At 43.0% G+C, this 16376-nt stretch carries 14 protein-coding genes; 1 reads left to right on the plus strand and 13 read right to left on the minus strand.

Annotated features, from left to right (window positions below; translation table 11 throughout):
- Positions 1 to 17: 17 nt before the first annotated feature.
- From J2Z37_RS21865 to J2Z37_RS21925, 13 genes are all read right to left on the minus strand, one after another.
- The gene (locus J2Z37_RS21865; protein ID WP_209812450.1) at positions 18 to 791 is read right to left on the minus strand and encodes an enoyl-CoA hydratase/isomerase family protein; all 774 of its coding nucleotides are present in this window, start codon (positions 789 to 791) and stop codon (positions 18 to 20) included.
- Positions 792 to 802: 11 nt separating this feature from the next.
- Positions 803 to 1954 carry an ABC transporter substrate-binding protein gene (locus J2Z37_RS21870; protein ID WP_209812463.1) on the minus strand — a complete coding sequence of 384 codons (1152 nt, stop codon included), beginning with the start codon at positions 1952 to 1954 and terminating at the stop codon, positions 803 to 805.
- Positions 1955 to 1977: 23 nt separating this feature from the next.
- Positions 1978 to 3552: a class I adenylate-forming enzyme family protein gene (locus tag J2Z37_RS21875; protein WP_209812451.1), complete on the minus strand. Its 1575-nt coding sequence runs from the start codon at positions 3550 to 3552 to the stop codon at positions 1978 to 1980.
- Positions 3553 to 3589: 37 nt separating this feature from the next.
- The gene (locus J2Z37_RS21880) at positions 3590 to 4786 is read right to left on the minus strand and encodes a CaiB/BaiF CoA transferase family protein (protein ID WP_209812452.1); all 1197 of its coding nucleotides are present in this window, start codon (positions 4784 to 4786) and stop codon (positions 3590 to 3592) included.
- Positions 4787 to 4957: 171 nt separating this feature from the next.
- The gene (locus tag J2Z37_RS21885) at positions 4958 to 5986 is read right to left on the minus strand and encodes a LacI family DNA-binding transcriptional regulator (RefSeq protein WP_209812453.1); all 1029 of its coding nucleotides are present in this window, start codon (positions 5984 to 5986) and stop codon (positions 4958 to 4960) included.
- A 134-nt stretch (positions 5987 to 6120) separates the two neighbouring features.
- A complete protein-coding gene (locus J2Z37_RS21890; protein WP_209812454.1) occupies positions 6121 to 6972 on the minus strand; it encodes an SMP-30/gluconolactonase/LRE family protein in 852 nt (283 codons plus the stop codon).
- Positions 6973 to 7012: 40 nt separating this feature from the next.
- Entirely contained in the window at positions 7013 to 7804 is a 792-nt protein-coding gene (locus J2Z37_RS21895; RefSeq protein ID WP_209812455.1) for an SDR family NAD(P)-dependent oxidoreductase, read from the minus strand.
- A gap of 12 nt (positions 7805 to 7816) precedes the next feature.
- A complete protein-coding gene (locus tag J2Z37_RS21900; protein WP_209812456.1) occupies positions 7817 to 8860 on the minus strand; it encodes an ABC transporter permease in 1044 nt (347 codons plus the stop codon).
- Between the two features lies 1 nt (position 8861).
- Positions 8862 to 10358 carry a sugar ABC transporter ATP-binding protein gene (locus J2Z37_RS21905; protein ID WP_209812457.1) on the minus strand — a complete coding sequence of 499 codons (1497 nt, stop codon included), beginning with the start codon at positions 10356 to 10358 and terminating at the stop codon, positions 8862 to 8864.
- A 74-nt stretch (positions 10359 to 10432) separates the two neighbouring features.
- Entirely contained in the window at positions 10433 to 11485 is a 1053-nt protein-coding gene (locus J2Z37_RS21910) for a sugar ABC transporter substrate-binding protein (RefSeq protein WP_209812458.1), read from the minus strand.
- A 12-nt stretch (positions 11486 to 11497) separates the two neighbouring features.
- Positions 11498 to 12556: an aldose 1-epimerase gene (locus J2Z37_RS21915; protein ID WP_209812459.1), complete on the minus strand. Its 1059-nt coding sequence runs from the start codon at positions 12554 to 12556 to the stop codon at positions 11498 to 11500.
- A gap of 49 nt (positions 12557 to 12605) precedes the next feature.
- On the minus strand, positions 12606 to 13376 hold the full coding sequence (locus J2Z37_RS21920; protein WP_342453867.1) for an SDR family oxidoreductase: 771 nt from the start codon (positions 13374 to 13376) through the stop codon (positions 12606 to 12608).
- Positions 13377 to 13674: 298 nt separating this feature from the next.
- Positions 13675 to 14862, minus strand: a complete 1188-nt coding sequence (locus J2Z37_RS21925) for a CaiB/BaiF CoA transferase family protein (RefSeq protein ID WP_209812460.1) — start codon at positions 14860 to 14862, stop codon at positions 13675 to 13677.
- 373 nt (positions 14863 to 15235) lie between these two features.
- Here J2Z37_RS21925 and J2Z37_RS21930 point away from each other — a divergent pair, with 373 nt between their 5' ends.
- Positions 15236 to 16105, plus strand: coding sequence for a chemotaxis protein (locus tag J2Z37_RS21930; RefSeq protein ID WP_209812461.1), 870 nt, complete (start codon positions 15236 to 15238; stop codon positions 16103 to 16105).
- Positions 16106 to 16376 lie beyond the last annotated feature (271 nt).

Below are 16376 nucleotides of genomic sequence, written 5' to 3' on the forward strand. Positions count from 1 at the left end.
TTTAAATAGTTAATTAACTAACTCCCCTGGAAATTAGGTTTTCTCTTTTCTACGAAGGCTCGTATTCCTTCCTTCGCATCGTCTGTTACATAAAGATTGCCTATTACGGCACCCTCCAGGGTAATTCCTGTTTCCAGAGAACCATCTAAGCCATCGTGAATCAGCTTCTTTCCTTCCTGAACAGCTAAGGGTGCTCGAGAAGCAATGCTTTGTGCAAGCTGTAAGGCAGTTTCCATTAGTTCTTCAGCAGGGCAAACCGTATTGATCACCCCTAGCTCGAAAGCTTCTTGTGCACTCAGGCTTCTTCCTGTTAGCATATAGTATTTCGCCCGTCGTTCCCCAATGAGCCGGGTTAACCGCTGGGTACCGCCTCCACCAGGGAGCAAGCCCAAGTGGATTTCCGGAAGCCCTAGCTTTGCCTCGCTGCTTGCAACAGCAAGGTCACAAGATAACACCAGCTCAAAGCCTCCCCCGAGGGCATAGCCATTGACAGCTGCAATCACGACTTTTTTGTTTTTTTCGATCTTATCAAACATTACGCGAGAGCGACGTTGGTAGTCTGTAAACTGAATAGGGGTTTGCCGGCTATATTCTTCAATATCCGCCCCTGCAACAAAAGCACGACCCTTCCCTGTCAAAATTACAGCTCGAATGTGCTCGGAATCATTGGCACGTGTCAAGTGCTCGATCACCTGACTAACCACCTGCGAATTCATCGCATTCAGCTTTTCTTCGCGGTTAAATGTGATGATTGCAATAGGGCCTCTTTCCTCATATAGAACTGGATCCATGATCTCTCCCCCTATTCTTTTGTCAATGATCTAAATAATTGATTAATTTGTGCCATGGCTTCCTGGCTGTCCCCTTGTTCACGAAGCAGTTTATTAATCACTGGGCCCGCCTTTTCTTGGAAGCTGTTGGTTCCGATAATGCGCGGACGCAAATAAGCATGGTCTAGCGTTTCTAGTGTGTTCATATAAAATCGATTGATTTTCCCATTGATCTTTGGATCCGTCCAAGCCGTACGATGCCCTGGCTGACCGCCGCTTTCAAAATAAGTCCCTGTCTGATATTCTCTACTGCAGATAAAAGCCCCTAGCTCAACTGCCTCTTGCTTAAATTTAGAGAACGGGGATACAGCCAATCCAACACCCCCTAAAATTCCACCCATTGGTTTTCCAAATCTCGTAGGAATATTAGTATAATGGATCACATGTGGCTTGAACCCATTGATGGAGTAGTTAGAATAACCAAACATCAAAGGAACATAGGCAATTTCATTGGTTTCTGCCATATGGTCTGACATATAAATTGGATTCCAATCTAAAGATCTTTCGTGAACAAGCGGAACCAGCTTCTTTAAAAACTCTAAAGATTGAACTCCCGCTTCAACGTTAATCCCTGATGAATAATCCCAAAAATCGGTCCCCGTTAGGTTGACACAAAGCGCTAAAAAGCTGCAGTAGGAATGTGTTGGATTCAAAGGAATGCCAACTTTTACATCCTCAGGCAATTCCTTAATGAGAGCAAAAACCTCCTCCCAGGTTGTTGGAACCTTAACTCCATACTTTTCTAGCAAATCGGCACGGTAGGCTGACACCTGTGAAGCTGCATCTGCTGCGAGTGCCCACTGTTTGCCATTCCAGGTATAGCTATGATGACTTGCTCCCACACTGTTCTGCTTTTGGTCTTCCAAGTACTCAGCTGGAAGCCACTCGTCTAATGGAAGAAGCACTCCTTTTTCGACTCCTGTGCCAACAAAGGGATGATCAATCATCATAATGTCATATTTTTGAGCAAGAATTTCAATCGGATAATCTTCGAAATCCTCCAGCGGTCTAGCATCCCAAGAAATCGTAACATCTGGTCTTAGCTTCTGAAACTCCTTCGTAGCAGCCACAAGCGGTGCAATCCCACGCTCGTGCTTCCATGTCATCCCTTTTAATTCAATCATTGCCTTCACCCTTTCTCCTATTACTAAGCTGTGATATCCCCTTTTAGCAGATGCTTCATGACTTTTCCAGCGGCATTACGCGGCAGCTGTGAAGCGAACTCTACGATTCTTGGAACCTTATATTTTGCCAAGTGAGTAGCCACCCAGCTGCGTATTTCTTCTTCCGTCACTACCTCTCCCGGCTTCGCAACAATAATCGCTTTGACAATCTCTCCATATTTCGCATCAGGAAAAGGGATAATCGCTGCCTCTAGCACTTTGGGATGGCTATATAGAATATTTTCAACCTCTGCGCTATAAACCTTTTCTCCGCCACAATTTATCATATCCTTGACGCGATCCAACACGTAGAGAAACCCTTCTTCATCTTGATAAGCGATGTCACCGGTTTGCAGCCAGCCGTCGATGATTCCCTTTCTCGTTCCCTCCGGATTATCCCAGTAATAAGGGATGATCAGGGGACCTTTGAGAAGCAGCTCGCCAGATTGTTTCGGCCCAACTTCCTCCCTTGTATTCACATCAACAACCTTAGCTAAGGTGACTGGGCTAGGTATACCAATCGCACCAATCTTATCATCCGCTCGCTCCATTGGAGTGATAATGGCAGGCGATGTTGCCTCGGTCAACCCATAAGTGTTAATAATATGAATCTCTGGCAGCCATTGCTTGAGGTTGTTATAAAGCTTCGTCATCATCGCTGACCCGCCGACTCCGATTTTCTTCAAGTGCAGCTGGAAACGAGTATGGGTCGGTTCTTCTAATAAATACAAATAAATAGTTGGGACACAGATCGTATGTGTGACCTTTTCTCTTTCACACAACTCCAGCATTTTAAGAGCCTGGAAGGTTCGCAGTAAAACGACGGTTCCACCTAAATAAAGGAATGTAATTAGTTGACCAAATAACCCGGTTCCATGAAAGATCGGCACGGCAATCAGGGTGCTGTCCGTATGATCCAATTCGTAGCAGCGCTGATAATTGATGCAAGCGTGGATAGCATTGCGATGGGTCAGCGTCGCACCTTTTGGTCGTCCTGTGGTCCCTGAAGTATATAAAATAAAGGCTGGGTCTTCCTCATCTAATGAAACTGGAACAAACGGTTTTTTTAAATTAGGATGCAGCGACAGCACTTCACTTTCCTTCAAGACCCGAATACTACCCACTACGGACTCTATCTTTTCGAAGATTTCATCATCCACAATGAGCACTTGAATATTTGATTGTCTAAAAATATAGTCTATTTCTTGTGGATTTAACTTCGTATTGATTGATACCGCGATCCCACCAGCCTGAATCACACCAAAGGCACTCACTGCAAATTCTATTGAATTTCGCATCAGAAGACCTACTCGCTCTCCCTTTTGAATCTGGCATTGAGATTGGAGATATGCTGCTAGGATCTTAGATTTTTCCAAGAGCTCTTGATAGGTTATCCTCCGATGTTCTTCTACTAATGCATTTTTGCTCGAAAATCTCTCCACACTCCTGTTCAAAACCTCTACTAGGTTTTGAGGTCTATCTGTATAAACAGGAATGCTGCCATGCACGGAATCAACGAACTGTATCCCTGCTCGCTGACCCTCACGCCACTGCTGCATGTTGAAGCCTCCCTTGTACAATAAATGCTCTTCTGATTTATTTCTTGAGCTCCGTAACACCATCTATCTGAAAGCTAGCGATTTCTTCTTCGCTGTATCCTAGTGATTTTAGAATTTCCGCATTGTGTTGACCAATTAATGGAGGATGCATGCGATACGTTGCTGGTGTTTTGCTAAACTTACCTGGAAAGCCTACAACCTTAATCTCCCCAGCCTTTGGATGATGCATGGTCTGCAAGACATGATTATGAATGACTTGAGGATCTTCAAAGACTTCTCCTAAGGTATTGACTGGTCCACACCAGATGTCGTATTCAGCTAAAATAGAAAGCCATTCAGCTGTGGTTTTTTCAATGGTCTTGGTCTCTAATCTGCGTTTTATAAAATCTCTGTCCGTGAAGCAATCCATCCCATCCTGATAGGATTCTAACTCAGATAGCCCCATAATCTTTCCTAATAACGGAACAGAATTCATCGCCAAGGTCATGAAGCCATCTTTCGTTGGATATACCCCGAATGGAGCAGATAACCAAGGTGCACCAATTCCGGCTTCACTTCGTTCCCAACGCTGATCTAGGTTTAGATAGGAAAAAGCCTCCTGACATTGAATGGAAATGGCTGTAGAGAACATGTTCACTTCAATTCTCTGTCCTTCTCCAGTCTTCTGCTTATGTGTATAGGCTGCTAAGATACTAATTACGTTCATCATCGCTGTGGAAGCATCGACGACTGCCGTCCCCATTGGTACAGCTTGATCCTTCGTACCTGTACAATCGATTAATCCCGAAATCCCTTGGATCAACAAATCCTGTCCTGGACGCTTGGTATAGGGACCGGAAGAACCATACCCTGTACTTGAACAGTAGATAATGCCTGGATTGATTTTAGAAAAGTCCTCATAACCATAACCTAAACGGTCCAGGACCCCTGGGCGAAAGTTTTCAATCACCACATCAGCATCGGCAACCAATTTATAGATGATCTCTTTTGATTTTTCATGCTTCAAATCCAACGTCAAGCTGCGCTTATTGCGATTCATCGCCAGGAAGAATGGACTGTCTCCTGCGCACAGCTCACCCATCGAGGCAAGTCCTCTCTCCCACTCTCCAGTGGTTGGTCTTTCAATTTTAATAATGTCTGCCCCAAGGTCACCTAACATTTGGGTTCCAAATGGACCAGCCATCATTTGCGAAAAGTCAACAATCTTCATTCCTTCTAATGGCCCTTTTGTCATTACAACCATCTCCCTCTCTCGTATATGTCGGACCTTCTTTTGGTTTTACAGATAAAAATTATTTTTATCTTAAAAAATTCAAAAAAAATGAACCGAATTATTCCATCGCGCCTCCAATCCTTATAAGCTAAATTAGACTCAACTAAGTTCAGAAAGAAAAGCTGCTCTCGTTTACATCGGACCGAGCCGTTTTACAGAGCTTCGAATACGCAGTTCAGATTCCACAATAACATGCTGCGGCAGTTCATCATCACCCTCTAGAATCCCTAAAATCTTTCTGGCTGCGAGTCTACCCATCTCAGATAAAGGGTTCGAAATGGTGGTTAGTGGAGTTTTCAGCAGATGAAGATTGGGGATATTATCACAGCCAATAAGAGAGATATCTTCTGGTATGCGAATTCCCTCCTGCTCCAATCCCTCCATGGCTCCTAAGGCCATTACATCGTTCCCTGTAAAGACAGCTGTTGGTCTTTTAGAGGCTTGATTTAATAGCTTACGAATACCAACTAACCCCGAATCTTGATAGTAATCTCCTTCCACCACTAACGCCTCATCATAAGCAATCCCAGCTTCTTGGAGAGCTAGCATATACCCTCTCACACGCTCCTCCGTCATTTTAAGACCAGGAATGTTTCCAATCATCCCGATTGTCCGATGCCCCATCTCTATTAAATACTTGGTTGCCATATACCCACACCGCAAATTATCCCAAGAAACAGAGGCGATGCTGTCATGCGGTGGTTCACGAATAACAACCAGGGAAGGAATTGGCACTTTGGTTAAGATTTCCGTTAATTCCTCATCCCCCCTCCGCGACCCAATTAAAATGAGTGCGTCGGAAAGGCGACTATGTGCGATTCTCGGGATTCCTTGCACTTCCTCTTCTTCTGTTAATAAATTTAAAAGAACCTGATAACCTCGTTTGTTAACTACCTCGGTTATCGCTTTCATCATTTCAAAGAAGGCTGGATTCGTAATAAATTTATAGGAGGAAGGACCTGATACAATCAAACTAATGGTTTTCGTACTATTATTAACTAGCCCCTGAGCAATTGGATTCGGTACGTAATTCAACCTTTCCGCTGCTTCCAAGACTTTTTTCTTTGTTGATTCTTTTACTCCATATTTTCCATTGAGTGCATTCGAAGCAGTTGATATAGCTACTCCAGCCAGTTTTGCAACATCCTTGATAGTTACCACAAGTTGCCTCCTAATTCTAAAAAAATCACAACAGTCTAAAATTGCCCCCACGGTTACTATATCGCATTGAACCCAGTATTAAAAACCTGTTCTGATCTTTTATTTAAAATAGGATTCACACCTATACGCGATTGCTATAATAAACTGGCCCCTTTGATACCAACCTTAAACTTTGTAATATGCCAGCGGCCAAGGTTTGTCGTATACAGCTCATCTTCCCAAAATGCACAATTGGTGGGATGACAAAGCGTATGGGCATCTTGATCGTGAATCAGCACCTCGACCTCACCCTCCCTCTTAATTCGATAAAGCATAGAAGGCTCATAGCAGCTTACGTAAATATTTCCTACCTGATCAACGGAAAGACCATCAGGCAAAGCGTCAATGGAAGCTACAAACTGTTTTCCTCCTGCAGATCCATCTTCCATAATAGAAATCGCTGAAATCTGCTTGCCGAAGGTTTCGGCTACATATAATACATTTCCATCCAATGAAAGAACCATTCCATTGGCAAAATTCATTGCTTCCTTGAACCACAGTCCACCTTCACCTGTAGTCAAATCAAATCGCCAAACTCCTGGTCCCTTCCCGCCGAATTCATAGCTATCCGATACATAAAGACAGTTGCGTTGGTGATCGATGACAGGGAAATTCGGAACTCGAATCCCTTCCTTGGCTCCATCGATGAAGCGAGTTAATTCATTGGTTCGGATATTCAGTCTGAAAACAGCGTTGTGCTTGTTATCACAAACATACAATAGATCCTGTCGATCAAAAGCCATCCCTAAAGAAAACCCTCCAGTGTTCGCTACGATTTCGAGTGATTGTCCGTTGGGATCAATGCGATAAATTTCGCCTCGTTCTCCTCCGCACCATAAGTTCCCTTCTTTGTCAAAGGCTAGACCCTCCGGATGACTAAGCCTAGGCTCACTCATTGTGCCATCGATAAAAATCTTCGCCTGATCCATAGAGATTACTGGATTCATATCACGTTCCACCCCTCGCAAATTTTAATAGATCCTTGTCTTACTCTGGAAGCGCTACTCCTAGTGCAGCAGTCAACCCGCCATCTACTTTATATTCACCGCCAGTTACAAATCCTGCGCGTGGACCCGATAAGAAGAGAACCATCTCAGCCACTTCCTCCGCTTTCGCAATTCGTCCTAATGGATGCATCTTTCCCCAGGAATTGAGGGTTGCCTCTACCTCCTCATCGCCAAACAAGCCAGCTGACCAACGAAGCATTGGTGTATCCACAGATCCCGGACAAACCGTGTTCACACGGATTTGATCCGCTGCATGATCCAAGGCCATTGCTCTTGTAAGAGCATTGACAGCACCTTTGCTAGCTGTGTAGGCTGCAACCGATTTTTGTGAAGCAAAGGCTTGTACAGAAGATATATGCACGATCGAGCCGCCTTTTCGCTTCTGCATTTCCGGGATCGCATATTTTGAAAGAAGGTACATGCCTCTTACGTTCACATGAAACACTTCATCCCATGTTTCGATTGGAGTATCCACGACCGTACCATATCTTTGAATGCCCGCGCTGTTAACAAGAATGTCCAATCCCCCGAATTGTTCAACAGCAGCTTGAACAGCAGCTTTTGCATCTTCTTCCTTGGTAACATCGATTTGTAAAATATGGACCTGGTTTAGTCCCTTATCGATTAGAAAGCTTTTTAGCTCTTCTAAACCCTCTAGTACATTACCAGCTAGAACAACAGAGGCCCCGGCCTCTGCCAGCTTGATTGCAGAGGCTCTTCCAATGCCACCACCAGCACCTGTTACCAGGGCAATTTTCCCTTGAAGCTCCATTCTGTACCCTCCCTAGGAAATATTTGCTTTTGTTGTTGATTCCTCTTCTATTGGCTGCACATGTTCCTGTTTTTTATCTTTGACGGATGCTTGCAGCTGCTTTTGTTGAGCCCTCTTTCGGTATTCATCAATGATTACCGCTAAGATAATAACCCCACCTCGGACAACCTCCTGCCAGAAGGAGTTAACATCCAATAGTACTAAACCGTTGCTTAATACACCTAGAATTAACACCCCAAGAACCGTTCCAGAAATGGTTCCTTCTCCACCGGTCAATCGTGTTCCACCTAAAATAACCGCTGCGATTACATTCAATTCGAACCCTACCCCGATCGTCGGCTGAAAGGAATTCAAACGTCCCGTTGTGATTAATCCGCTGATTGCCGCAGTTACTGCACAAATAATAAATACCCATATTTGAATTTTGCTTACCGGCAAACCTGAGGAAAGTGCAGCTTTCTCATTACCACCTGCCGCATAAACATATCGGCCAAAGGTTGTATGATTCAAAATATAGTAGAATGCGACTAGCACAACGACAGCAATAATGACTGGAATCGGAATCGGTCCAACATAGCCTGTACCGATTAATTTCAATGTATCTCCCTCGGTTTGCACGGCACGCGCATTCGTCGAAAGATAACCAATCCCTCTCAACACTGCCATCATACCCAGTGTTGCAATCAAGGCATTAATTTTGGTTTTCGTTACCAAAGCTCCGTTGATCAATCCAACAGCAACTCCCACGATAATCGCCGCAACCACAGCCAAGAAAACACTGCCACTCATGTTATAGATACTGACGGTTACAATCCCTACAACCGCTAATAGTGATCCAATAGATAAGTCAACCTGGCCTGCTAATAGCGCCATCGTCATCCCTAGGGCTGCAATTAATTCAATAGATGATTGCCTTAATACATTCATAATATTGTCGACGGACAAAAATACATCTGATTTGAAAGATAAAAAAGCACAAATAGCCAACAAAGCGATTAAAAGTGGTGTTTGCTCGTATTGTGTTAGCTTTTTTAAAGTCGACCGTTGCTCTGACACCCTATATCCCCCCAATTGCCTTACTCATGATTTTTTCCTGAGTTGCTTCGTTTTGACTCAATTCTCCAGCCAATTCCCCTTCCTTCATCACATAGATCCGGTCACACATGGAAAGGAGCTCTGGCATTTCTGAAGACATCATCAGGACTGCAATCCCCTTGCTTGCTAATTCAGAAATCAAACGGTAAATCTCACTCTTTGATCCAACATCGATTCCACGTGTCGGTTCATCTAATATTAAAACCTTTAAGTCTTCTTTGATGAGCCATCTTGCTAGAATCACCTTTTGCTGATTCCCACCGCTCAAGGATACGATTTTTTGCTCAGAAGATTGGGTTTTAATTCGCAAATCTTCGATTGCACCCTGTGTACAATCAAATTCCTTCTTTTTATTAATTCGACCGCCCTCTACAAAGTTCTTGAGAACAGAAATCGTCATATTTTCCCTTACAGAAGCGGAAAGTACGAGTCCTTCTTCCTTCCGATCCTCCGGAATATACCCAATCCCTCTTTGTACAGCTATCTTCGCCGAATTGCGAGGAACCTCTTTTCCTTCTATTATTATTTGACCTTCGTGCGTTTGATCTAGCCCAAAAATCGCACGTGCGAGCTCTGTTCTTCCAGCCCCCATCAAGCCAGAAAATCCGATGATCTCACCTTTCCTAACATAAAAGTTGATGTCTTTGACCTTATCGGAAGTTAATCCTTTTACTTGGAAGGCGACATCGCCAGGTGTAACATCCATCTTCGGATAGAGGTTGCTCAGCTGTCTTCCTACCATATAGGAGATAAGCTCTTCACTATCTGTTTCCTTGGTTTTTACTTCGCCAACCTTTTCTCCATCACGCAAAATCGTGATTCGATCGGTAATCCGAAATAACTCATCAAATTTATGGGAAACATATATAATTCCTACGCCTTTCTTTTTCAACTTCTCAATAAGTAAAAATAGGCGTTCAATTTCTTTGTAACTTAAAGCTGATGTCGGCTCATCCATCGCAATGACCTTCGATTCGTGCGACAGAGCCTTCGCAATTTCCACTAATTGCTGTTGAGCCACTCCCAACAACCCCACTCTAGTACGCGGATTAATTTCTAATCCTACCTCCTCAAGCAGGACTTCTGTATCCTGATAAAGCTTATTCCAATTAACTCTTCCAAGCGCCTTTTTGGGCAATCTACCAAAAAAGATATTTTCTGCTACGGATAGACTAGGAACGAGATTTAATTCCTGAAAAACAACATTGACTCCAAGCTCCTGAGCACCTCTTGGGTTCTTTACTTCCACCTTTTTTCCATCGACCAAGTACTCTCCTTGCTCCAAGGAATTTACACCAGCCATAATTTTAATTAACGTTGACTTACCAGCACCATTTTCCCCTAATAAGGAATGAACTTCGCCTGGATAAAGATTAAAATCCACGTTTTTTAACGCATAGAAACCAAAAAATTGTTTAGATATATTCTTCATTTCTAGTACTGGGCTTAATTCGGCCATTCCTCCACCCCCTACTGTGTAAATTAGTTGGGGGAAAATCCCCCCAACCTGTTTCCCTGAAAAAGGCTTCCATCTTATTTTTGTAACAACTTAGCTACATTGTCGAAATTGATCTTCCATGCTTCGCCTTCTTTGGTATAGAACTCATTTAAGTTTTCAGGAGTCATAACCGTCATTGGCGTGATTGTATGTGCTTCCATTTTTTCACCTTTTACAGCCTTTTCCGCTTGTTCAACGAGCGTACGACCTACATATTCAGGGAACATGGCAAGTCCTGCCTTATAAGGTCCACCCGAAGTCAAAGCATCCTTACCTGCAAGTCCTTCCACACCAAATCCAATCGTAAGAAGCTTACTCATATCTAGACCCGCTTCTTCATAAGCTTGCTGTCCGCCAAGTGCAGAGTCATCATTAATTCCATAGACCAAGTTGATGTCCTTATGAGCAGTGATTGCATCTGTTGATACTTTCAGTGCCTTATCCTTCACACCGCTTCCATCTACTTCTTGGACAATCTCGTAATCCGCTCCACTTGCCTCAATACCCTTTTTAAATCCATCCACACGATCGCGTGTATCCTGCTGAGCTGGTAACCCAACAATCAAGACTTTCGCCTTCTCTTTGAAATTCGACTTAATATACTCTCCTGTCCATTTACCAATCATTTCACCTGCATCAAGGTTTTTAATCCCTACCGTTGTTTGTGCTCCCTCGATTGGGTTGGATTCTGTAATAACAGGAACTCCCTTTTCTTTCGCCTTATCCATGATGGTCGACAAACCTTTTGGATCTACAGGAGAAAGAACAAGTACATCTACACCCTTAGTTAATAAGTTTTCTGCTTGGGAAATCTGCTTAGCCAAGTCGATGTTTGCATCCGCCCATTCAAATTTATAGCCTTTTTCCTTCGCAGTGGATTCAGCACCCTTGATGATGTTTTGGTACCATTCGTGAGAACCAAAATTAACCACATAACCGATGTAGAGCTCGTCCTTCTTTTCGGCTTTGCTGTCCCCACCAGAAGATCCACCTTGTTGTGCGGAAGGCTCTGATCCACATCCAACTAGTGTTAATGAAGTGGTAAGAGCTAGTGCTAATACCGATCCTAACCATTTTCTCTTTTTCATTCTCATTTCCCCCTAATTGTCTTTTGGCGTAATATCACCTTTATGATCTATTCGCTTCACACCGTTGCTGCTCTCAAAGCATAAAGCGATTAAATCCACTTCAATGGATTCACCAGGTGCCAGCTTTCTTGCCGTTCCATTTTCAACACAATGTGCTAATCCCGATTCGTCATAGCTTGTAAATGGTTCCAAAGCCATCACATAATTGGAGCTATACCACGGATAACCACTAGATCCCCGCAGCTCCTGCCAGAACCAAAGATACGGAAAAATCCCTTTGGGCCAAACCATTCCAAAACCAAATCCCAATTTCGGATTTGTCACCCCATACCAGCCCTCTTCAAGTCCTCCAAGGAAAGCGAGATCAGCTGAGCGATTCTGCTTAGATGGCAAAACAGATAAATCGATTGTTTCTCCACTCCGACTTTGGGCCTGCGGCCATTGGAAGCGAGTTTTTTGCGGAAGGCGAGTGCTCTCGTTTTCCCGGTTTTGGGATTCAAACCATTCCGCTGGTACATCTAAAATCACACCTTCATCCAAGAAAGGAGCTCCTAGAGCTGGATGATGTCCCCATGAATAATCCATTTCTTCTTCGGAGTGATTAGTCACCTTTTCATGGATATATAAGCGAGGATCATTCTCCTTTAAGGTAAGAACACGTTCTACTGTAAAGGGTGATCTAAAGGTCGTTACGGTAAAAAGTACGGATATTTCCTTTTCTGAGTTGGCGGTAATCTTGTACTTCCAAGGCAACGTAGAAAGCTCACCGTGGAAATTCATTTCTACCCCTTTATATTGACAAGGTCCCCCCCCGCTCGGGAAAATTTCCTGCCAACCTCCTTCATAATGCTCCATCCAGGCCACTTGGGAGTTCTCTGCTGTAGCTATTCCTCCTCGTGGGTTTTTGATCCCCCACGGAGCCTTCCACAAAACATCTATATTCTTAGGCTTATAAATAAACTCATAGATATCAGCCCCCTTGGATACTAGGACTGTAATCTTTAAGTGATCGTTTTCAAGAATGACAGCTTTAACTTCTTCTATCGTTGTTTCGTTGATTCTGCAGCTCACTCATTTCACCTCGTTTAGACCTTTTAGAAAACGCTTCTGTTTTTCCGTATTATTCAGCCTTACTGGTAATCCCACCATCAGCAACAATACATTGCCCTGTAATGAAGGAGGAGGAATCCGAAGCCAAGAACAGAACCACCTCAGCGATTTCTTCAGGTTTACCAAAGCGTCCTAGTGGATGCATCTTATTCCAGGTATCTCTTAAAGCATCTGCATCTTCCGCTTCTTCAAACACCTTTAAATTCATTGGCGTGTCGATGGTGCCCGGTGCTACACAGTTCACTCGGATATTATGTTTGGCATACTCACTTGCCACTTGCTTTGTTAGGGAAATGATTCCACCCTTTGATGCAGCATAAGCAGCCCATCCCTCAAATCCTGCAAGCGCTTGCACAGAAGTCGTATTCACGATGTTTCCTCCACCGTTTCGAATCATATGTGGAATCGCATACTTACATCCGCGATATACACCTGCAAGATTCACTTCAATGACCTTCGTCCATAATTCATCTGTCGTTTCTACAACATTCGCACCTAATGCAATTCCCACATTATTATGCAAAACGTCGATTTTCCCGAAACGATCAACCGCTGTTTCTATTAGATTTTGAACATCCGACGACTTCGACACATCGGTTTTAACAAAAATGGCTTCCCCGTTCACTTCCTGAATCTGCCGTACTGTTTCAGCCGCCTGCTCTTCGTTAATATCCGCAACGACCAGCTTGGCCCCTTCCTTGGCAAGCAATACAGCTGTTGATCTTCCAATACCCATCGCAGCTCCTGTGACCACGGCTACTTTTCCTTGTAATTTGTCCACAAAATCTCCTCCTTCACCTTTCGTAGAAAACGTTTCGGAAAATATGAGATAAAAAACGTTTCGCAAAGTGTAGATAGATTCAGGCTTGGCGTTCTATAATTCAACTGAAATTCCATAAAACTTGATATTCCGGAGGGGTTTGCCCTGCCAAGCCTGATTCAAAATTAACCGAAACGTTTCTTATTTTTAGTATATATGGTGTTTTTTAAATTATCAATACCAAAGTAAAATATAAAATCGTATGATAATTCTATCGCAATTCTTCCTTACTCTTATGTCTGGTTCATTCGTTTTAGAACTATATGATTTTGTTTTCTTTCATTTTTTCGATGGTTTCCTGATCATAACCTAGCTCTAGCAAAATTTCTTCACTATGTTCTCCAAGCAGTGGAGCAGGCTTATCAATTCTACCTGGTGTTTCACTAAACTTGACGGGGATATTTACCGTTTTTACTTCCCCTGCAGTTGGATGATGATAGCTTGTGAACGCATTCAAATGCTTCACTTGAGGATCCTCTGGCAGCTCGATATGACTCTTCACTTCAGATACCCATAAGTCGCGTTCTAGCATTTTCTCGATCCAATAAGCCGAACCTTGTTTGATCACACTAGCCTGAATGCGATAGAAAATTTCATCTCTTTTATCGAATAAAATCATTGGATCATCGTATTCTACCAAGCCTTGATCACCGATGACCTCTGCCAATACGGGAATCGGATTTGCCGAGATACAAATATATCCATCCGCAGTCTGATAAATCCCAAATGGAGCAGGCATTCCGGGATGACCAATTCCTGAATTTGGTCGCTCAAAATTACGGCCAAGATTAAGCGTTACGACCAATTCTTGAAGTTGATGGGTTAATAACGCCTGGAATAAATTTACTTCAATTTTTTGTCCTTTTCCTGTTTTTTCTCGATAGTATAGCGAAGATAGAATGCCATACACGATATTAAAGGCTCCCATCTGGTCCGCAATTCCTGTACCTAACGGCGTTGGTGCTGCATCCCCTCTTCCTGTTACCTTGGTCAAGCCTGTCAAGGATTGAATCAATAGATCCTGCCCTGGACGAGTGGAATAAGGACCATCCTGTCCATATCCAGTACTTGAGCAATAGATAATGCGCGGATTAATCTCTTTCAATTGCTCGTAGCCAAACCCTAGCTTTGCCATGACACCTGGACGGAAGTTCTCAACGACCACGTCACATTCCTTAACTAGCCTATAGATAATCTCCTTCGCTTCTGGGCTTTTCAAGTTCAACGTTAATGAACGCTTGTTGCGATTATACGCAAGGAAGCATGGAGTTTCCTCTCCCCCTACTCGATAATTCAAAAAGGTCCAGTTCCGATATCCATCCCCCGTTCCTGTTCTTTCCACCTTGATGACATCGGCTCCCAAGTCACCAAGCATCTGTGTTGCAAAAGGACCTTGCAAGAGATGGCTGAAATCTAGCACTTTAATTCCCTCTAACGCCTGACTCATGTGTTATTCCCTCCTTTAGAGAACTGATCAATTTTTCTCTCTATGTTACTGAGCGCATTACTTGTAAAAATGTTTTTCTCACATTAAATTGTAGAAAAATCACTCCCTTTTGTAAAGTCGAAATATTTAACTTACACAACTCAGCACAAAACGATTTTTTAGTATCCAGAATGAATCACCTACTAAACGGCTAATCGTAAGACCACTACTGGAATCAAAAAATGATTTTGCACTAAAACAAACTTTGCCAAGGCGAAGTACAGAAGCATTTCTCCGGATGCAATCCCTAACCCAATATCTTGCTACAGTATGACCAACTCCCTGTTTCCCACATAAGCATATATTAGCTTATGCATTTTAGGGGGAGAGGGATGTGACACAAAAAATTGCTATTGCTATTATTCATGGAATAGGGAATCAAAAAGAAGATTTCTATGAAGATGTGTCCGAATTATTAAACCAGGAATTTAATAAGCTGATCGGCCAAACGGTAGATAGTTATGGATCAAATCAGCTAGAGATCGAACCTGTTTTCTGGGCTCCGATTGTCCAGGAGGTGGAGGACGAACTTTGGAAAAAGTTCGACGGGCTACAATTATGGTGGAAAGATCTGCGCAGGTTTATTGTTAGCTATGTTGGGGACGGAATTGCCTATCAGATCCCTCCTTCCAAAACTCCAAAAGATTCGGACAAGATTGTTTATCTGGATATTCACGAGCAATTTAGGCAGAGTTTAAAAAACCTTAAAGCAAGAGCAGGCAAAAAAGCTCCCCTATGTGTCATTGCACATAGCTTGGGTAGCATTATTGCCAGTAACTTTTTTTATGATTTGCAAGTGGCTATCCCCTATGGTTGTCCTTTAGAAGAAAATTCCCCGCTTGAAAATGGAGAAACACTCACTCTCTTTTATACTTTGGGCTGTCCCATCCCACTTTGGAGCCTCAGATTCACAGATTTTGGTATCCCCATTCAAATTCCAAATCCTAAATTAGCTAGTCACTATCCCGATCTAGAAGGCGAATGGATAAACTTTTACGATAAAGATGATGTATTAGGCTATCCCCTTAGAAATTTAAATGACAAATACCGGTTAACCGTTAAAGAGGATATCGAGGTAAAAGCCGGTGGATGCTTTATCGGTGCCACTCCTTTATCGCACATGTATTATTGGAACAACCAGAAAGCCATAAGCACTATTGCTCAATCCCTTGCAAAAATATGGCTTCAAATCAATGGAAACTAGCGACTGTTCACTGATAGAGGATTGGAGTAGTTCTAACCCCGGGGGGCTAATAAGGGTAGTTTTTACACCTATTTTCGAAGAGGCCTATAAAATGGGGATAATAAGGGGATAAATTACACCTAATTACGAATTGTAATCGATTTCAGCCCTTGTATTGAGTTAATAAGTGTATTTTCTCCCCCTGATATGAACGAAACCTGTCAACCCCTAAGCACCCTTTTTGTTTTTTTGCGCACTAAACTAATCCTGTCAAGTGCATTTCTTTACAGGG

Origin of the sequence: Ammoniphilus resinae, assembly GCF_017873965.1 — a bacterium.
Classification (GTDB): domain Bacteria; phylum Bacillota; class Bacilli; order Aneurinibacillales; family RAOX-1; genus Ammoniphilus_A; species Ammoniphilus_A resinae.